The 19,374-nt window shown below is 55.3% G+C and carries 20 protein-coding genes; 15 read left to right on the forward strand and 5 right to left on the reverse strand.

Features of this window, described 5'->3' with window-relative positions; genetic code table 11:
- Positions 1-265: 265 nt before the first annotated feature.
- Entirely contained in the window at positions 266-988 is a 723-nt protein-coding gene (locus tag CMO10_RS12510) for a YoaK family protein (RefSeq protein WP_297022621.1), read from the reverse strand.
- A gap of 188 nt (positions 989-1,176) precedes the next feature.
- Between CMO10_RS12510 and CMO10_RS12515 the strand changes: the two genes are divergently transcribed.
- The 6 genes from CMO10_RS12515 to CMO10_RS12540 all read left to right on the forward strand — a co-directional run bounded on the left by CMO10_RS12515 (position 1,177) and on the right by CMO10_RS12540 (position 7,158).
- The gene (locus CMO10_RS12515; RefSeq protein WP_044828964.1) at positions 1,177-1,866 is read left to right on the forward strand and encodes an orotate phosphoribosyltransferase; all 690 of its coding nucleotides are present in this window, start codon (positions 1,177-1,179) and stop codon (positions 1,864-1,866) included.
- A 244-nt stretch (positions 1,867-2,110) separates the two neighbouring features.
- Positions 2,111-2,743 (forward strand): hypothetical protein, encoded by a 633-nt coding sequence (locus CMO10_RS12520; protein ID WP_297022623.1) that lies wholly within the window; start codon positions 2,111-2,113, stop codon positions 2,741-2,743.
- 157 nt (positions 2,744-2,900) lie between these two features.
- Positions 2,901-3,743 (forward strand): universal stress protein, encoded by an 843-nt coding sequence (locus CMO10_RS12525; protein WP_052657571.1) that lies wholly within the window; start codon positions 2,901-2,903, stop codon positions 3,741-3,743.
- 577 nt (positions 3,744-4,320) lie between these two features.
- Positions 4,321-5,538: a 5-aminolevulinate synthase gene (hemA, locus tag CMO10_RS12530; RefSeq protein WP_044828962.1), complete on the forward strand. Its 1,218-nt coding sequence runs from the start codon at positions 4,321-4,323 to the stop codon at positions 5,536-5,538.
- 233 nt (positions 5,539-5,771) lie between these two features.
- A complete protein-coding gene (locus CMO10_RS12535; RefSeq protein WP_044828527.1) occupies positions 5,772-6,311 on the forward strand; it encodes a hypothetical protein in 540 nt (179 codons plus the stop codon).
- Positions 6,312-6,645: 334 nt separating this feature from the next.
- Entirely contained in the window at positions 6,646-7,158 is a 513-nt protein-coding gene (locus CMO10_RS12540; RefSeq protein WP_297022633.1) for a GNAT family N-acetyltransferase, read from the forward strand.
- 39 nt (positions 7,159-7,197) lie between these two features.
- On the opposite strand, the gene CMO10_RS12545 is transcribed toward CMO10_RS12540, so the two are convergent.
- A complete protein-coding gene (locus CMO10_RS12545; RefSeq protein ID WP_044828525.1) occupies positions 7,198-7,941 on the reverse strand; it encodes an SDR family NAD(P)-dependent oxidoreductase in 744 nt (247 codons plus the stop codon).
- Between the two features lie 204 nt (positions 7,942-8,145).
- Here CMO10_RS12545 and CMO10_RS12550 point away from each other — a divergent pair, with 204 nt between their 5' ends.
- The gene (locus tag CMO10_RS12550) at positions 8,146-8,829 is read left to right on the forward strand and encodes an SOS response-associated peptidase (RefSeq protein ID WP_297022640.1); all 684 of its coding nucleotides are present in this window, start codon (positions 8,146-8,148) and stop codon (positions 8,827-8,829) included.
- A gap of 45 nt (positions 8,830-8,874) precedes the next feature.
- On the opposite strand, the gene CMO10_RS12555 is transcribed toward CMO10_RS12550, so the two are convergent.
- Together CMO10_RS12555 and CMO10_RS12560 are read right to left on the reverse strand one after the other, a co-directional pair.
- The gene (locus CMO10_RS12555; RefSeq protein ID WP_044828523.1) at positions 8,875-9,060 is read right to left on the reverse strand and encodes a hypothetical protein; all 186 of its coding nucleotides are present in this window, start codon (positions 9,058-9,060) and stop codon (positions 8,875-8,877) included.
- 208 nt (positions 9,061-9,268) lie between these two features.
- The gene (locus tag CMO10_RS12560) at positions 9,269-10,126 is read right to left on the reverse strand and encodes a universal stress protein (protein WP_297022644.1); all 858 of its coding nucleotides are present in this window, start codon (positions 10,124-10,126) and stop codon (positions 9,269-9,271) included.
- A 589-nt stretch (positions 10,127-10,715) separates the two neighbouring features.
- Between CMO10_RS12560 and CMO10_RS12565 the strand changes: the two genes are divergently transcribed.
- Complete coding sequence (locus CMO10_RS12565) at positions 10,716-11,024, forward strand: ArsR/SmtB family transcription factor (protein ID WP_044828521.1); 309 nt, start codon at positions 10,716-10,718, stop codon at positions 11,022-11,024.
- Between the two features lie 80 nt (positions 11,025-11,104).
- On the opposite strand, the gene pdxH is transcribed toward CMO10_RS12565, so the two are convergent.
- Positions 11,105-11,725, reverse strand: a complete 621-nt coding sequence (pdxH, locus tag CMO10_RS12570) for a pyridoxamine 5'-phosphate oxidase (protein WP_297022647.1) — start codon at positions 11,723-11,725, stop codon at positions 11,105-11,107.
- A gap of 146 nt (positions 11,726-11,871) precedes the next feature.
- Here pdxH and CMO10_RS12575 point away from each other — a divergent pair, with 146 nt between their 5' ends.
- The 7 genes from CMO10_RS12575 to CMO10_RS12605 all read left to right on the forward strand — a co-directional run bounded on the left by CMO10_RS12575 (position 11,872) and on the right by CMO10_RS12605 (position 19,311).
- The gene (locus CMO10_RS12575; protein WP_044828961.1) at positions 11,872-12,348 is read left to right on the forward strand and encodes an RT0821/Lpp0805 family surface protein; all 477 of its coding nucleotides are present in this window, start codon (positions 11,872-11,874) and stop codon (positions 12,346-12,348) included.
- 234 nt (positions 12,349-12,582) lie between these two features.
- Positions 12,583-13,515 carry a J domain-containing protein gene (locus CMO10_RS12580; protein ID WP_297022652.1) on the forward strand — a complete coding sequence of 311 codons (933 nt, stop codon included), beginning with the start codon at positions 12,583-12,585 and terminating at the stop codon, positions 13,513-13,515.
- A 159-nt stretch (positions 13,516-13,674) separates the two neighbouring features.
- Entirely contained in the window at positions 13,675-15,015 is a 1,341-nt protein-coding gene (locus CMO10_RS12585; RefSeq protein WP_297022655.1) for a mechanosensitive ion channel family protein, read from the forward strand.
- 103 nt (positions 15,016-15,118) lie between these two features.
- Positions 15,119-15,817: a thermostable hemolysin gene (locus CMO10_RS12590; protein WP_297022658.1), complete on the forward strand. Its 699-nt coding sequence runs from the start codon at positions 15,119-15,121 to the stop codon at positions 15,815-15,817.
- Between the two features lie 2 nt (positions 15,818-15,819).
- Positions 15,820-17,865, forward strand: a complete 2,046-nt coding sequence (locus tag CMO10_RS12595) for an AMP-binding protein (protein WP_297022660.1) — start codon at positions 15,820-15,822, stop codon at positions 17,863-17,865.
- Positions 17,855-18,646 (forward strand): SDR family NAD(P)-dependent oxidoreductase, encoded by a 792-nt coding sequence (locus tag CMO10_RS12600; RefSeq protein ID WP_297022662.1) that lies wholly within the window; start codon positions 17,855-17,857, stop codon positions 18,644-18,646. The genes CMO10_RS12595 and CMO10_RS12600 overlap by 11 nt, the downstream gene beginning before the upstream one ends.
- Entirely contained in the window at positions 18,643-19,311 is a 669-nt protein-coding gene (locus CMO10_RS12605) for a tetratricopeptide repeat protein (protein ID WP_297022665.1), read from the forward strand. The genes CMO10_RS12600 and CMO10_RS12605 overlap by 4 nt, the downstream gene beginning before the upstream one ends.
- The last annotated feature ends 63 nt before the right edge of the window (positions 19,312-19,374 follow it).

The raw sequence follows: 19,374 nt of genomic DNA on the forward strand, positions 1-19,374 counted from the left end.
AGCGCAGCTCAAGATCATCTGACAGGCTTTGAACGATCTTGGCCAACTCCCCCCACATCGGTTTGGTCAGGGCGTTTTTACGTTCCGGCTGACAGATGGAGATGGTGGCAACGCGATCATCAAGGGTGACATTCAGTCCGGTCTGCTCAGACATGGCATTTCCTCTGGGGCTTTTGGCGCTTGTAGGGCGTGCTGTTTGGGCACAGCTTAAATCGGTATAACTATACCGAATAAACCCAAAAGACGGTTTTGCCAATGGCTTCTGTTATTTACCCTTGGCTGCACGTGGCGCAGGGCTGCCCGATGGCGCGCGAAAGCGGGTCTGCAATCGATTGGGCACCCGGAAGGCAAAGACTGCGACAACAAAAGTGCACCCTGCCACAAGCCACAACGCCTGCTGACCAATTTCAAAGGTCAGAAGCCCGCCAAACACCGCCCCCACCATCATGCCGATCCACGGCACGATCTGGATGATCCAGTCATTGCGACGATCACCCGTCAACCAACGCCCGATCCCTCGGCCAAAGCGCGACAATGCGCCGGTCACATAGGTCAACCCGATCGGAAGCCCTTCGATATGTTCGACCGTGGCATTGATCATGCCCATGCACAGAACCACCAGGAAGAAGGCCGGGGATCCGCGCAACTCGATCGGCAAAATGGCCGCCAGGCACAACAACACCGCCACCACGCCCAGCAATCCGGCCAGACGTTTGCGAAACCATCCGGCCACCACAACGCCAAGCGCATTGCCAATAATAAAGAAGCCAACAGCACCAATCAGAATGGCTGCCGTCGACCAGTCGCCATATCCGATGGCAAGGGCGGCGCGCGTGGTATTGCCCGACATGAAGGAAACGAAATCACCGGCCATCAAAAGGCCGATGGCATCGGTCATACCGGCAATCATCGAAATCGCCATCACCAGCACAAGGCCAATCCCCTTGCGGCGGGCCATGACCAGACGGCGGCGTCTTTGTTGGCTCATAACAGACTGTCCTGACAGAAAACTTTTGCCTGATTAAACCGCATTTCGGGTCCCGATTTCCATAGCTGTTCGCAAAGCCGATGTTTCTTGCGCTTCCTGACCAAATGGTCAGCGGCTTTTCTTTGCGCTTTTCGGCCAAAAGCGCTAAGACGTCGGCAAATATTCGATCCGGAAAAGGTACAGCCGCCATGACCACTGAAAAACCGACCGCGCATTGCACCTATGCTGCCAAGACCGTCGCCAAGATTTTGCTCGATATCGGGGCTGTGAATTTCCGCCCGGAAGAGGCCTATATCCTGACATCCGGCTGGGCCAGCCCGGTTTATATCGATTGCCGCAAACTGATTTCCTTCCCGCGTGCGCGCCGCAAGGTCATCGAACTCGCCGCCCGTCAGGTATCTGATGCGGCTGGCTACGAGGCGTTTGACGCAGTCGCCGGTGGCGAAACCGCAGGCATTCCCTATTCCGCGTGGCTTGCCGATGCACTTGATCTGCCGATGCAGTATGTCCGCAAGAAGCCCAAGGGCTTTGGCCGCAAGGCCCGCATCGAAGGCGACATCCATGAAGGCCAGCGCGTTCTTCTGGTCGAAGACCTTGCAACCGACGGCGCATCGAAGGTCAATTTCGTCAATGCCATCCGCGAGGCCGGTGCCGAATGCAAACACGCCTTTGTCGTCTTCTTCTATGACATCTTCGAAGGCGCGCTTGACGAGCTGCGCAAGGACGACATCGAAATGCATTACCTTGCGACCTGGGCCGATGTCCTCGCTGTTGCCGAGGAAGGCGAATATTTCAGCAAGGATGCCATCGAAGGTGTGCGTTCCTTCCTGAACGATCCGATCGGCTGGTCGAAAGCAAATGGCGGCAAGCACGACTAAGGCCCATCGACGCGGCCTGTGACTGCGATAGTTTTCCAAAACGCCTGCCGGTCCTCGGTGGGCGTTTTGCGTATGGGCGATTGTCATCGGGCCTTTTCTGGACAGATCAGGCAACTCGGTTCAATATGTGAGGCATAGAACCTAAATAGAAGCAAAAGCAAAGTCATAGCAGCAACTGTGACAGAGTTCGGGACAACAAACTGACGTGACCACGGCGGCCCGCCACCGGTCGGAGGAGCAACGCATGTCGATGCGCACGATTGCCAAATGCCTGCCCGCAATTGCGATGGGGATTGCCTTGTCGGGCTGTATGGCGCCGGTCGAAGAGCCGGTCACGATTTCAAACAGTTCCGATACCATCGTCACCCCGTGGGGGGCGCCGTCCCAGAACTCCCGCCCGGCCCCCGCGACCGCGATGCCGGCATCCGCACCGGAAAATGACAATCTGGTCATGATGGATGATCCCAATCGCAAGGCGCTTGATGACATCCGCCAAAAGCAGGTCCATGAAGCACGCATCGCACTTGGTATTCTTGATCGCATGGCGCAACGTTGCCAGACCGGTGATGCAGCTGCTTGCACAACGCTTCAAACCAATTGGAGCACATTGTCACAGCAACTCCATAAAACGCTGTCGATGCTGTCGGGTGATGCGATGCAAATGCCAACCAACATCCCGACAGACGATCCGGCGATGCCCGCAATGGATAGCAACACCCAGATGGCGCCAGCCGCAGCACCAGCACCGACCACAACGCCAGCGGCCCCGATGGCAAACCAGCCATCCCTCGCCCCGACCATGCAGGATCCAGCCAGCGGCGATGTCCCGACCATGGAAAAAACCATTCCGATGACCGAACCGGGTGCCGATGGCTGAGCGTTAGCGCGAAAATACAACTTGGAATAATTTAATTTGAGATAGAGCAAAGAAACCATCCCGCGACGACGATATGTTTGCCCATGACGCTAAGGTCCGGAGCGATTTGAAACATTTCGGGTCTGCGCCATGCCCCCTACCGAATGGAGATCGGATTATGTATCGGGATATTCTTGTCCATATCGACACCTCAGCTGCCTGCAAGGAACGCCTTAATGTGGCGTTGAAAGTTGCCAAGGCGCAGGACGCGCACCTTACCGGTCTTTTCCTGCTGCCTTATCCTGAAATTCCGCGCTTCATGGAAGTCCAGATCACCGAGGAAATCATCAACCAGCAGCGCGCTGCGATGGCCGAAACCGCAAAGGCGGCCCGCACCCAGTTTGAAGAAACCTGCAATGCTGCCGGTGTGGCGTTCAGCTGGCAGGAAACCTCCTGCCCGGCATCGGAAATTGCCGATACCACTGCAATGTATGCCCGCCATCATGACCTGACGGTTCTGGGTCAGCACGATCCGGAAAGCTCCGATCCGTGCTCTGTCTCGGAAATGCCTGACAAAGTCATCCTGACGGCTGGCGCGCCGGTTCTGCTTGTGCCGTATGTCGGCAAGTTCGATAGCATTGGCGAACGCGTCATGGTTGCCTGGAAGCCTTATCGTGAAGCCGTGCGTGCGATGAATGACAGCATGCCGTTCCTCGAGGCCGCGAAATCCGTGATGGTTCTGTGTGCCGACCCGAATAAGGGTGCGCGTGATACCATGCCGGTCCCGGGTGTTGATATCGGCGAACGCCTGAAATGCCACGGCGTGAATGCCAAGAAAGAAACCATGAATGCCTCTGGCATCGGTGTCGGCGATCTTCTGCTGTCGCGTGCAGCTGACGAAAGTATCGATCTGATGGTCTGCGGCGCCTATGGCCGCCCGCGCCTGCGCGAACTGATGCTTGGCGGTGTTACCCAGCACCTGCTGCGCCACATGACCGTCCCGGTCCTGATGTCGCACTAAAAAACAAAGACTTCAAATCTGCAAAACCGGCTGGAACTCCCAGCCGGTTTTTTTGTTGTTAATCAGCAATTTAGTTACAACGGCACACATAACAACCCCGACGAAGCGCTTGCCGTGCGGCCATCAATTCCAAAACCTGGCATTGAATTTATGTGATCAACAGCATCAATACATATTGAAAATCATATGTAATTTCTGTCATGATTGTTTTTTCCGATGGATGAGAACGATTTAATTGTGGCGCAAAAGTCGTTCGAATCCTTGCCAAATGAAACCAATAAGGCCAAATTGGTTCTTACCGCAAAACGGAGCATGCTCCGAAAAGAGATCGACAAAAGAGAGATGGATCGCCTTCTCTGATCTGATGGTTCCAAAGAAGACTGGAATCGCTTTAACTTTTGACAAGGGTCAATGCCATATCCGCCAGCATGGCTGATAAGGGAACGATAAAGACCCGGTCAGGCCGGAGGATATGTCCAGCAGCAGATCGCTGATCTGGACGAGACCAGAGCTTTGTGATGCCACGACCGACTGCAAAGCGCGTGACACTGCAAAGAGACAGGCGAAAGAAACAAGTATGAATTACAACACCTTCTTCAAAGATGCGTTGGCTGGCCTCAAAGCTGAAGGCCGGTATCGTGTATTCGCCAATCTCGAACGTATTGTCGGAAAATTCCCCAAAGCGCTCTATCACCCCGATAATGGCGAAGCCCCGCGTGAAATCACTGTGTGGTGCTCCAACGATTATCTCGGCATGGGCCAACACCCCAAGGTGCTTGATGCCATGCAAAGCGCCATCACAGGTCAGGGTGGCGGTGCTGGTGGCACACGCAATATTTCGGGCTCCAACCATCTGCATGTCGCGCTTGAGCGTGAACTCGCCGACCTGCACGGCAAGGAAGCCGCCCTTCTGATGACGTCGGGCTATGTCGCAAACTGGACGACGCTGTCGACCCTGGGATCAAAACTCCCCGATTGCGTGATCATTTCCGACTCCGAAAATCACAATTCCATGATCGAAGGCATGCGCCATTCCAAGGCAGAGCGCCGCATCTGGAAACATAACGACATCGCCCATCTTGAAGAAATCCTCAAGGATCTCGGCCCACAGCGCGCAAAGATCGTCGCGTTCGAGTCTGTCTATTCGATGGATGGCGACATCGCTCCGATCGGTCAGATCCTTGATCTGTGCGAAAAATACAACGCCATTTCCTATCTCGACGAAGTCCACGCCGTTGGCATGTATGGTCCGCGCGGCGGCGGTGTTGCCGAACGCGACGGCGTCATGGACCGGGTTGACATCATCCAGGGCACCCTTGCCAAGGCATTCGGTGTGATTGGTGGCTACATTGCCGCCAAACCGGAAATCGTCGATTTCGTGCGCAGCTTCGGTAACGGCTTCATCTTTACCAGCTCTCACCCGCCAAGCATTGCGGCCGGTGCACTGGCCTCTGTCCGCCATCTGAAGGAAAGCAATGTCGAACGCATTGCGCAAAAGGAACGCGCCGACACCCTGCGAGCCCGCATGCGCGCGGCCGACCTTCCGGTCATGGATGCGCCAAGCCATATCGTGCCGCTGATGGTCGGCGATCCGGCGATGTGCAAGGAAGCCAGCGACCGCCTGCTGTTCGAACATGACATCTACGTCCAGCCGATCAACTACCCGACTGTTCCGCGCGGGACGGAGCGCCTGCGCTTTACCCCGGGTCCACTCCACAATGATGAACTGGTTGATCACCTGATCGACTCGCTGCTCACGGTCTGGAGCCAGCTTGGCATTTCCAAGGTCGCCTAAGGTATTCGTGCCAGACAAAAATTTTAAAGGCCGGTGGCAAATGCCCCGGCCTTTTTGCTGATCTGCATAGCGTAATCGCCCGTATCCGAAGGCAATGATGTTCCGACATTTGCTTTCGGCGGGCTGCGTTCTATATTGAGGCTGTCTTTCCGGTTTTGGCCGGTATCGATAAACATTTGCAATTAAGAACCGTTCGCGTTAACGTCGGGCCTGTGATCAAACAGGGACCGCCTATGTATTCGGATAGAACCTTGCTTCCCAAAGAATGTCTCCGCCTTTGTGCGCTTGGCACCCTTGCCCTTTCCGACAAGCCGATCAGCTATGGCGATCTGGCCAATTCGGTACGTCATTTCATGTCCCACATCATGGGGCCATCACTTGATATGATGGGAAGCTCGCTTCAGCTCCTCAAGCTCGAAGGACTGGTCAAGGAAGACACCGCAAGCGGCGCGTTCTCTGATGCACAACTTAGCCTGACCGATGCCGGGCATGAGAAGTTCATTGAACTGATGCAAGGCAATCTGCGCGATACATCGGGCGAGCTTTCGCGTCTGATCATGGCGCTCAAGATGCGGTTCCTGCATCTGCTTGATGACGACATCCGCACCGAACAGATCGAAATTCTGCAAGACGTCTGCGAACTTGATCTTGAACGTGTTCTGGCACTCCGTGAAGAACACTCAAACGAGGCCGAAAACTTCACCGGCTGGCTTGAAATGGAAGTCAAACGGCTCGAGCAAAAGCGCGACTGGCTCAAAAGCCTTTTGGCCTAGGGTCAAAACTCATTCACATAATCGGCCCGGTCTCCCGGATTTGTGCGGATATGCGGAGCTAAATCGCAGGAAGATCTACATCTTTCAAGATTTTGCGACAATATAGCCCGTGCAAATCCGGGAGATCCGAAGGACAACTGCTATGAGAGAAAGCCTCTGCGTCAAATCCCTTGACCGGGGATCACCCCGGTCTGCGGCCTTTTCCTAGCTTTTTCTCTCATATCAATTGCCGGGTCGGTCATGTGAATGAGTTTGGACCCTTACGCATTTCCCGTTATAGTCGTGGCAGATGACCAGCAGGAAGCAGGTCCAACGTCACAGGCAGGGACGGAAAATGTTGATACGCGAAGAAACCGAAAACGACATTGCGGCAATTCACGCGTTGCTGAATGGGGCCTTTGCAACCGCCCCGCACAGCCAGCAGACCGAACATCTGATCGTTGATGCGCTCAGAAAAAGTGGTCAACTTACCCTTTCCCTGATCGCGGAACAGGACGGCGAGATTGTCGGCTGCGTCGCGTTTTCACCGGTCAAAATCAACGGCAAAGCCTGTGGCTGGTTTGGCCTGGGCCCGGTTGCGGTCACGCCCGACCGCCAAGGCATGGGCATTGGTTCAGAACTGATCCAAAGCGGCATCCGCCATTTGCGCGCCGACGACGCCCATGGCTGCGTCGTTCTGGGCGAGCCTGATTATTACGGCCGGTTCGGCTTTGCGCCCCTGCCCGATCTGAAACTTGAAGGCGTGCCCGATGAATATTTCATGGCACGCCCATTGGTTGATGAAATCCCGCACGGTCAGGTCGAATACGACCCGGCCTTTTATATCGCGCCGGAAAACAACGATTGAAGCCGCACGGCTTCTCGCACGTCAGCCCGATCTTTCCGATCAATAAAGATGCTGCCCGCCTGTAACAAAGATCTCCGTGCCAGTAACATAAGTACTGTCATCGCCGACCAGATAATGTACTGCGGCCGCCACGTCTTCGGGCGTACCCATGCGGTTCATTGGAATGCGTGGTACAAGCGCCTCATATTCCGGGGAGATCATGTCGGTTTTGATCTCGCCGGGTGCGACGGCATTAACCCGCACACCCAGTTCGGCAAACTCGACAGCCATTTCACGGGTCAGCCCCGAAAGGGCGGCCTTTGATGTCGAATAGGCCGATCCGGCAAACGGATGGACATAGTGGCCGGCGATCGAGGTAATGTTGCAAATCGCCCCTTTGCCCCGATGCAGGGCGGATGCGAACCCACGCGACAGCGTGAGCGGGGTAAAGAAGTTCAGCTCAAACACATCGCGCCAAGCGGCAATGTCCCCATTCAAGCTGCCAAGCCGTTCCTTGTAGGGCGTTTTTGGCGATACACCGGCATTATTGACCAACGCATGCAACGGATCATCGCCCAGAACTTCATTTGCCTCGGCAATGAAGGCTTCGACTTCTGCCGGTTTGGAAAGGTCGGCACGGATATGGATGCCCTGTGCCGGATCGCGCGGACAGCTTGGCGGCGGCGCTTCACGTGAACAGCAAATCACCCGCCAGCCACGTCTGGCGAAATATCCGACCGTGACATGACCGATGCCACGGCTGGCACCTGTCAGGACGACTGTTTTCGGGGCGTTGCTGGTCATTGGGTCTACTCACTTCACGAAATGCGCGCGCAAACAGAATTTTGCGGACTTTCTTATAGCATCCAAGGCCTTCGCCATCGAAGGAAAAGCCCGGCCCTGGATGATTTTTCTGCAATCATCACCGCGATATAGTCGGCGTTACCGACATTTGGCAAGGTGTTCGAAACAGGCTATGTTTTTACCGCGTTTATAATAGGCAAAAACATGTGCAGCCGCTTTGATCTGAACAGTGATATCCGGGCCTTTCAGGTCCAGCTTGGGCTGGAAATGGAAGACATCATTCGCATGCCGCTGCCAGACGGGATCAACGAGGCCCAAAACGGCGACGAGGATGAAGAAGCCGCCTTCGACAGCCTGACCGGCACACGCCGCCCGACCGATCCGATTGCCGTCATCCTGCCCCACCGCAAGGCCGGAATTCGTTATTGGGGGCTTAGCGTGCCGGGGCTTAACAGCCCGATGATCAATGCGCGTGCAGAGACACTAACCGAAAAGCCGACCTTTCGTCCGCTTTTGAACCGCCGCTGCCTGATCCCGGCCAATGGCTGGTATGAATGGCGCAAGGATGGCACCGCAAAGCACAAGAACCGTATCACCCTGCCCGATCATCAACCGTTTCTGTTTGCCGGCCTCGAAAACGGGCGTGAGGCAACCATCATTACCTGTGCTCCATCGGGCGCGATTGCCCATATTCACAACAGGATGCCGGCCGTCATCGGCCCCAATCACCTGACGGATTGGCTTGATCCAACGACGGATTTCAACGATCTGGGATACATGCTGGGCCCGCTGCCCGATCACGTTCTGTCCTGGCAGGAAGAACCGGCAGAAAACGCAAAGACCAAACCTGATCCGGCGACAAACCAGATTGATATGTTTTCAAAATGAGATGCGCCAAGCAGGCCAGCCAAACGTGCTTTGGCCTGTTTGGTCTTATTCGCTTTCGACGTCGTTTGCGGCACACGGTGTTGCAGCGCAAGCACGCAATGCACCACCAAGACCGGTTTGACCGGCAACCACCGCGCCAAGATCGGGCAGGCCAACATTCGGATTGTTGAGTTCCTGAGCGAGATCTTCGGACATGGAAGCGAAATCAATGATATCGCGTAAAGACAACATGGGACTTCCCCTGCCAGACGTTTCTTTTCCACTATGCGAAACGCCTCGTTAATCGGGGTTTCGTCACTTTCTTATTTCTGTAACCCTCTCGCGATTTGTTCGCGAGTGCAACAAGAAAAAGGCGCATGAAAATGCGCCTTTTCAATAATATACCATCAGATAGGTAATATAATTTCGCGAAATCAGCAGCTTAGCTGAGCCACAGGGCTTAGTGCATTATCCATAACGGCAAGGCGCATTTTGACAGCATATCCTGCGTCACACCGCCAAGGATCATTTCCTTGAAGCGTGAATGGCTATACGCACCCAGAACGATGGTATCGGCACCGCATTTTTCCGCCTCGGAAATCAAGGTATTAGAAACCTGTCCGGCTTCCGGGCATTCAACAACAGCCGCTTCGACTCCATGCCAACTGAATTGTTCCGCCAGGGCCTTGGCACAAGCGCGGCCATAGGGAACTTCACCGACACTAACGATCGTGACTTCCTTGGCATTGCGCAGCATCGGCATGGCCGAGGTTACCGCACGCGCAGCTTCGATCCCGCCATTCCAGGCAATCATGACTTTCTCGCCGATTGTTGCCGGTGCACGTTCCGGGGCCACAAGGATCGGACGCCCGGTTTCCATCAGTGCGGCGTCAAAGGTCAACGACGCAGATGCTTCTTTGGGGTCACGGCCGATCACGACAAGATCAAACAGGCGCCCGCGGCGCGCCACCGTTTCGTCTTCGCGGCCACTATCCTTGCGCCAGGTGCAGGTCGGCTTGGCAACCGATGTTGGCGTGTTGGTTTCTTCAACACCGGAATCCTTGACCGCCGCCTGATAGGTGACCTTGCCACTTGCTTCGCGCTTTTCGGTTTCCTTTGCCGCGGCCTGGATCATTTCCTCGATGATCAGGCCCGACATGCCTTCGCCGACAATCGGGATGGCGTCTTGCGGTTCGGCGGCGACAAACAGCGCTTCGAGATGAGCATCAAACGTTTTGGCCAGCTTGAAAGCTGTTGCCATCACCCGTTCATCGATCGCTGTGCCTGCTACCGGGGCCAGAATTGTGCGAATTGCCATTTTAATTACTCCCGACTGTCCAACAGGTTATTGAACCTGCTCGAAATTTGGTCTGCTAATGACCACATACCCATGCAGCTTGAGATCTTTTGCCTCGACATTCTTTGTTCAAGATCAAAAATTTGCGAAAGTTATTATTATTCTTATATTTTGTCGGTGGCGGTTCGGTTTTTCTCCATCAACCGCGCATAAAATGATTGTAACATGAATGCCAGCGATTACGATGGCGCTTTGGATATCGGGATTATTATTCTCTTGGGTAGGAACCGGCGTACAAGACACACTAGGGTCAGGGCCCATTAATTTGATTGGAATGGCAGAGCTTAAATTTGTGAAATCCAAGGAAAATACCGCAAAGCGGGTTGGTATCCCGCTTAAGGTGTTTGACGCAGGAGTTTGCAAATTTAAGCTCTGTCCTTCGGATCGCTCAGATTTGCACGGACTACTTTGTCGCAACACCTTGAAAGATAGATATCTTTCTACTGTGTTGCTTCGCGTATCCGCACAAATCTGAGCGACCATTCAAACCTAATTAATGGGTCCTGACCCTACACTTGACGTGCGGAGATAAGAACGGGGTTACTCGCGGATGGACTATAACGCACTGCACGACAATGCACGTGAAGCAGCAGAATTTCTCAAAACGCTGGGCAATGAATGGCGCCTGCTGATTCTGTGCTCGCTCGGCGAGAATGAAAAATCCGTTGGCACGCTGGAAAACGAACTGGGCATTAAACAGTCTGCCCTGTCCCAGCACCTTGCCCGCCTGCGTCGTGAAGGCCTTGTAAAAACACGCCGCGATGCGCAAACGATTTATTATTCACTGGCCAATCCGGACATCATGAAGATCATTGCGGTCCTGCAGGACACCTTCTGTCCGCCGGAGACCGTCGCCTGATAAAGTCGACCAAGGGCCGATAAAAAAACGCACAAGGTTCCCGCCCTGTGCGTTTTTGTTTTTCGGCTGCGAGCTTATCCTTACGGAAACAGCTTTTGGGTGTCCCAGCCGCTATCAGCGTCATCGCGGGTAAACAGCTTGCGGTCATGCAGGCGGAATTTGCCCTCTGCCCAGAACTCAATACGATCCGGGACAAGGCGGAACCCGCCCCAATGATCCGGGCGCGGCACCTTGCCCAGACCGAACTTGGCAGTGAATTCCGCAACCCGTTTTTCCAGATCAAACCGGCCACTCATCGGGCGTGACTGGATCGACGCCCAGGCACCCAACTGGCTGCCCCGCGCGCGAGATGCGAAATATTCATCAGACTCGGCGGCGTCGACCTTGGCAACCTTGCCTTCGATGCGCACGCATTTTTCAAGCGTCTTCCAGTGGAAGCAAAGCGCTGCAAAGCTGTTCTCGGCCAACTGGTCGCCCTTGCGGCTTTCATAGTTGGTGTAGAACACAAAACCGTTCGGATCGAAATCCTTGAGCAACACGATCCGGGCGGACGGACGGCCTTGCGCATCCGCCGTTGCCAGCGTCATCGCATCCGGATAGGCGGCTTCCGCCTTTTTGGCATCCGCAAACCATGTTTCGAACATCTCGAACGGGGCATCGTGGGGTTCATGCCCCATTTTTGGCGCATTTTTTTCGTTCATTGCGAAAGGAATTCCTTTAGCTGATTGGTTTTGTTGCCGGGAAAATCATTTATTTCGGAACTACGGTGGCAGCAACAACGTTGGATCAGTATATATATGCAAAGCATATCGGTTGGGACTGTAAAGACAATATGGGCAAATTAAACATGAAATTCCGTCATATCGTTATTCCGGTCATCATGACCGCCTTCATCGCCGGCTGTGCCCAGGATCAGGGTCAGAAACAAACGGCCGGAACGCTTTTGGGTGCCGTCGGTGGCGCCGTCGCAGGTGCGCAGTTCGGTAAAGGCAGCGGCCAGCTGGTCGGTGTTGCCCTTGGGACGCTTGCAGGTGCCTTCATCGGCAGCGAAGTCGGCAAATCGCTTGATAATGCTGACCGCGCCATCATGGCACAAAATACCCAGCGCACGCTCGAAGCCACCCCGACAGGTCAGACCACCACTTGGCAGAACCCGGATACCGGTGTTCAGGGTACGGTCACCCCGACCCGCACCTATCAGGAACCCAAGACCCAGGAATATTGCCGCGAATACCAGCAGACGGTCATGATTGGCGGCCAGGAAGAAACCGCCTATGGCACCGCATGCCGTCAGCCGGATGGCAGCTGGAAAGTCGTGAACTAAGCGTCTTTTAAAAACCTGAAATGACAGGCGGTGCGGTCCTTGCGATCTGCGCCGCCTTTTCATATCTGCACATTGGTTCGGGTGATCAGCGCCCAAACACCCTCTCACCCGACATTTCCCATTGTTTCGGATCATCTGAGGCAAAATGGTTCATCTTTTGCCCCGCATGATCTAATAATGAACCCAACGTGTAATCTAGCTTACGTGCTTATTGTTTCTGGAACCGGTCAGTAAATGCAGGATCCCTACAAGACTCTTGGCGTCGCCAAAACCGCCAGTCAGGACGAAATCAAAAAGGCCTATCGCAAACTGGCGCGCGAACTCCATCCCGATGTGAATCCGGGCGATGCCAAAATCGAAGAACGCTTCAAAAAGGTATCAAGCGCCTATCATCTGTTGGGCGATGCCGAACGCCGCAAGAAGTTCGACAATGGTGAAATCGACGCCGATGGCCGCGAAACCAGCCCGTTTGCCCGTGGCGGCGGCGGTCATGCCGGTGGCGGCTTTGGCGGCGGTGATCCGTTTGGCGGCTTTTCCGGTGCCAATGCAGAAGACATCTTTGACGAGATTTTCGGCAAGGGACGCGGTCGTGGTGGTGGCGGCGGTTTCGGTGGCTTTGGCGGGGAACGCAAACCCAAAAAGGTCAAGGGCCCGAACATCTCCTATGAGCTCAGCCTCGATTTTGCCGAGGCCATTCTGGGCACGACCAAACGCATCAACCTTGCCAGTGGCAAAAGCCTTGAGGTCCGCATTCCACCCGGAAGCGAGAACGAACAGACGCTGCGCCTGAAAGGCCAGGGCATGGCGGGCATGAATGGCGGTGAAGCGGGTGACGCGCTGATCAAGCTACATGTTCATCCCGACAAAACGTTCCGCCGTCAGGGCAACGACATCCATTGTGATCTGGCGATCAGCCTGTCGGAAGCCATCCTCGGCGGTTCGATCGAAGTGCCGATTGTCGATGGCAAGGTCAATATGAAGCTGCCGGCCAACGCCAATAGTGGCACCAAACTGCGCCTGCGTGGCAAGGGTGCACCCTATGACCGGGGCAATAAACGCGGTGATCAGTATGTGCACCTGACAGTCAAGCTGCCCGAAGAACGCGATGAAGAATTGATCGAGTTCATCAAGGACTGGTCTGAAAAGCACCCCTACAAGGCACGCTAACCGCCCCCGCAAAAGCCGGCATATGCCGGCTTTTTTCTTGCGCTCCGCATTGCGTGTCCTGAACTTGCGTTCAGACTGTGCCTGTTAATCGCATTTCGTGTTACCATATTGTTTTAACGGGCTTTGTCGCAAAGATCGAAACCGCTTATCAGGGACCATATGGAACAGCTCAGCAATCCGGACATCTATCTGCAATGGCTTGAACAGGCGATCGCCTGGCTGTCTGCAAATGTCCTGCTGGTGCCGATCCTGATCCAGATTGCCGCCTGTATCCTTGCCATCATCCCTGCTTTCTTGCTGCGTGGTCGGCTGGCATCCCTGCTCTCGAAACTACAGGACTGGAAGCCGCTTCTGCCCTATGCCGGTTTCCGCCGCTTTGCGCAGGTTCTGCCTGACCTCGCCTTTCCGCTGATCTTTGTCGTCACCATCTGGCTGCTTGATGCCATCGCCATTCAGGCGGGCTATCGCCATAACGTCATCCGGTTGGTGGCAAGTCTTCTAAATGCCTGGATTGTTATTCGTCTGGCGGCAGCCATCGTCAATGATCCGGTCTGGTCGCGCACGATTGCCACGGTGGCCTGGACGTTGGCCGCCCTTAATATCGTTGGCTGGCTGGATCCAAGCATTGAAATTCTTGAAGGCTTGGCCATTGAAGTCGGTGAATTCCGCATTTCAGTCTATGGCGTCATCAAAGCTGTTCTGTCGCTTGCGGTATTGCTTTGGGTAGCGTCCTTTGCCTCGCGCCTGTTTGAACAGCGTATCCGCAAAGTTCACCACCTGACCCCATCAGTTCAGGTGCTGATGGCAAAACTTCTGAAACTTGTATTGCTGTCGGTTGCGGTTCTATTTGCCCTTTCGACGATGGGCGTTGATCTGACCGCCCTGGCCGTCTTTGGTGGTGCGGTTGGTGTCGGGATCGGCTTCGGTCTGCAACGTATTTTTGCCAATCTGATCAGTGGTGTGATCCTGCTACTGGATCGTTCTATCAAGCCGGGCGATGTGATTGCCATTGGCGAGACGTTCGGCTGGATACAATCCCTTGGCGCGCGCTATACGGCCGTCCGCACCCGCGACGGCACCGAATTTCTGATCCCCAATGAAGACCTGATCACCAATCAGGTCGAAAACTGGAGCCACTCGGACGTCAAGCTGCGCCTGAAAGTACCAGTCGGAATTTCATATAATTGCGACCCGCATCTTGCGATCAAACTCTGCAATGAGGCTGCGGCGAAATGCGCGCGGGTGCAGGATAATCCTGGCCCCAACACTTTGATGCGTGGGTTTGGCGACAACTCGGTTGATCTCGAAATCCGCTTCTGGATCAACGATCCACAAAACGGCCGCGGCAATATCATCAGCGAAGTATTGCTCAACGTTTGGGATGCCTTCATTGAAAACAATATCGAAATCCCCTTCCCGCAACGCGATCTGCACCTGCGCAGCAGCGATGCGCCGATCCGGGTGGAGATGACCCAAGGCTCCCCGTCCAAATCCTCCTGATCCCCGCCATAACCGGGGATTTCCAGCGATTTAGAATTCTTCAGCTTGCTGTCAGGTTGCGACGCCAGAATGCGTTATTCACGTATGAAAAGGCGTCCTTTGAATGCTTCAGCTCAATTACAACGAAAACGGCAATCCCTCGGCCAGACTTCGTTTGCAGAAGAACGGATTTCTATCCCGCGTCCCCATGCATGCCTGTGCGATTTCGATCCTGACCGGCGCGGCGCGAGAACGGGCAGAAGTCGAAGACTTCATCGCCAGCATCTATGCCCACACCTATGACGCCGACATTTCGGTTTATTATGACACGCTGATGAGTGTGCGTGATGATCACGGTGACATTGTCGCCGCCCTTGGCTTTCGCTCTGCCGGGCATGGCCCGCTGTTTCTTGAGCAATATCTGCGTCGTCCGATCAATTCCCTTCTGGGCATCCCGCGTCATCAGATCGCAGAAATCGGTAATCTGGCATCCAACGGATCCGGCGCGTCGTCCTTCCTGTTCACCGCCCTTTCGGCCTATCTGCACCATGGCGGCTTCAAGCAGGCGGTCGTGACCGGCACCGACACACTTGAAAAGCGCCTGCGCAAGATGGGGCTGGAGCCAATCCGCCATGCACTGGCCGATCCGGCATTGCTTGAATGCGGCAACACCCATTGGGGCCGGTATTACGACACCCGCCCGCATGTTTTGTCGGGTTCTGTCACGCTGGGCTATCTGCGCCTGCAATCCCGCTTCGGCGCGGAATACCACCATATGCGCCCGCGCCTGTATCCCCAGTTCCAACATAACGGCGAGGTCTGATCATGCTGTTTTCACGCATTGGCCAACACCCGGCCGATAAAACCGCCCTTCGCAGCGAAGTCGATCAGATCAGCTATGGCGACCTGCTCCATCGCATTGATGCCCTCGCCCGTGAACTTGCCGATGTGGATGTTCTTGGCATCGCCCTTGATAATGAAATCGACTGGGTGCTTTGGGATCTGGCGGCGCTTAAATCGGAAACCGTCTGTGTACCGATCCCGCCATTTTTTACAAAATCACAGATCGACCACGCCACCGTTTCGGCTGGCATCACGCACATGATCACGCCAAACGGCATGGTGTCAACCGGCCTTGCCCGATCTGCGACCATTCCGCCAAAAACCGCAAAGATCACCTTCACCTCGGGCACCACCGGCACACCCAAGGGTGTGTGCCTGCCTGCGTCAGCAATGATGAATGTCGCAAGCTCGATCTATCAGATGCTGGGTGACGGTTTTGCCAGCACGCATTTCTCTGCCCTGCCGCTGGCTGTTCTGCTTGAAAACGTTGCCGGGGTGTATGCCGGGCTTCTGGCTGGTTGCACGGTTCAACTGACATCGCTTCACAACTTTGAACCCCAATATGAAAACTTGCATGGCTTGCTTAAGGGGGCAAACGCGACCTCGGTCATTCTGGTACCGGAACTGCTGCGTTCCCTGATGAAACAGGTCATGCAATATGGCCCGCTGACCAAGCTTGATTTCATTGCCGTTGGCGGCTCGCGGATTGATCCGACCCTGATCGCACAGGCCCGCCAGATGGGCTTGCCGGTTTATGAGGGTTACGGCCTGTCGGAATGTGCATCGGTTCTGTCGATGAATGTGCCGGGCAAGGACAAGCCGGGCACGACCGGAACGCTGCTTCCGCACGTCACGGCGGAAATCTGTGATGACGAAATCATGATCCGCAATGCCGGCTTCCTTGGCTATGTTGGCGATACCGCAACTGCCGACGACAAAGCACCTGCCCTCGCGGACCGTTTTGCCACTGGTGATCTGGGTCGCATTTCCGAAGACGGCTTTGTTTCTGTGACGGGCCGGCGCAAGAACGTTCTGATCACATCAAATGGTCGCAACATCTCCCCCGAGTGGCCAGAGGCCGCCCTGCTGGCACGCCCCGAGATCTATCAGGCCATCGTTTTCGGCGACGGCAAACCGCATCTCGAAGCACTGATCGTCCCGACCCGGCCGGATGCCGACATCAAGGCCGCCATTGCAGTCGCCAATGCCGGCCTTCCCGACTACGCCCAAATCAAAGACTTCACCCTTGCTGCCCCTTTCACCGCGCAAAATGGCTGCCTGACCGGAAATGGTCGACCCAAGCGTGACGTGATCCTCAAACAATTTGTCTCCTCGCAAAACACATCGGAGCCCGCCATGAATTTCTATGATCGTTTGGTTGCCCAGACTTCTGTTGCCCGCCACGCGCTTTACCACGTCCCGCAGCTTGTTGACGGGTTGTCGGGTCAGATTTCGCGCAGCACCTATGTCGCCTACCTGACCGAGGCCTATCACCACGTCAAACACACCGTTCCCTTCCTGATGGCGATGGGATCACGCCTGCCAGATGACAAACGCTGGCTGCACAAGGCAGTGATTGAATATCTCGAAGAAGAAGAAGGCCACGAGGAATGGATCCTCAATGATATCGAGGCCGCCGGTGGTGACCGCGAAGCCGCCCGCAATGCCACGCCCAATCTCGAAACCGAGGTGATGGTTGCCTATAATTACGACTATATCGCGCGCAAGAACCCGGTTGGTTTCCTTGGCATGGTCTTCATGCTCGAAAGCACCTCGACCCAGATCGCAAGTCAGGGCGCAGATGCCGTCATGTCCGGTCTTGATCTTCCGAAATCGGCGTTCAGCTATCTGTTCTCGCACGGCTCGCTTGATATCGAGCACATGAAATTCTTCGAAAAAACCGTCAACCAGATCACCGATCCCGACGATCAGGCCGCAATCATCGAGGTTGCCAACAACACCTTCCGCCTGTTTGCCAATCTGTTCACTGCGATCCCGCATGAAGGACAACGGAAAAATGTTGCTTGAGGGAAAAGACATCTTTCTCACCGGGGCAACCGGCGGGATCGGCAAACCGCTTGTCGGGATCCTGAAAGAACGCGGTGCAAATGTCCGGTCTTATGACCGGGCATCGCAAGGCGACCTGATGGAGCGGATCGACACCACCTGCAAGGCGCTGCGCGACGAAACGCCCGACATCCTGATCAACCTCGCCGGGATCAATGATTTCGGCCATGCCGAAGATCAGGATTACGACGCGCTTTTAACGCTCAACCTTCTGGTACCGATGCGCCTGTGTCAGGCGGTCCTTCCGGCTATGCGCCAACGCAACCACGGGCAGATCGTCAATATCGGCTCGATGGTCGGATTGATCCCGCTTCCGCACATGACGGGCTATGCCGCGGCAAAATCTGGCCTTAAGGGCTATAGCGATGCACTGCGCCGTGAGCTTTGCGGCACAGAAATCACGGTCACCCATGTCGCGCCACGTGCGGTCAGTACCGGCATGAACAGCGGCAAGCTTGGCCTACTGAACCGCAAGACAAAGGCGACCGAAGATCGCCCGCGCGATGTCGCACTGCGCATTGCCAATGCGATTGAACTGGATGCCGCCGACTTCCGCCTTGGCTGGCCCGAACGCCTGTTTGCAACACTCAATGCCCTTGTGCCGTCCATGATCGACAAGGGCCTGCGCAAGAACACCCGGATCGGTGAAGAAATTCTGGCGGGCGACAAAGTCGCCACCAAACCGGCCCTGATCACCAACACCACCCAATCCGGCGCCGAAGCACGGAGGAACATCGCATGAAACTCAAACACATGATTGCCGCACCTGCCGTTGCAGCGGCTCTTTTCCTGACCCTGCCCACCGCACTGCATGCCGAAACATCCAGCGAAGCCGCGATGGAAGGCGTTTCGCATCTTCAACATGAATGGGCCCGCATCAAATACGATATTGCCGACGAAGACGCCCAGCTTGACGCGATCCACAAGCTCGAAGCAGAAGGCGAACAGCTCCGTGCCCAATTCCCCGACAGCCCGGAACTGCAAATCTGGCAGGGTATCATTCTATCAACCGATGCCGGAATTGTTCGGGGCATTTCCGCCCTTGGCAAGGTCCGCGATGCGCGCGATCTGTTTGAAAACGTGATTGCCACCGCCCCAACCGCGATGGATGGATCGGCTTACACCTCGCTCGGCTCGCTCTATTATCAGGTCCCGCCATGGCCACTGGCCTTTGGCAGTGACACCAAGGCGGAGGAAAACCTGAAGAAAGCCTTGGCGCTGAACCCGAACGGCATTGACCCGAATTTCTTCTACGGCGATTTCCTGCGCCAACAGGAACGCTATGACGAAGCACGCGCCTATTTCGAGAAGGCCCTTTATGCCCCGGATCGGCCGGACCGGCCACGTGCTGACTCTGGACGCCGGGCTGAAATCGCCCGCGCACTCAATGAATTGGCCAGCAAATAAGAAGCTGCCCCTGACACATAAAAAAGGCCGGAAGCACATGCTTTCCGGCCTTTTTTCTTTTGC

It is taken from the genome of Thalassospira sp. (assembly GCF_002709775.1).
In the GTDB taxonomy this organism is placed as follows: domain Bacteria; phylum Pseudomonadota; class Alphaproteobacteria; order Rhodospirillales; family Thalassospiraceae; genus Thalassospira.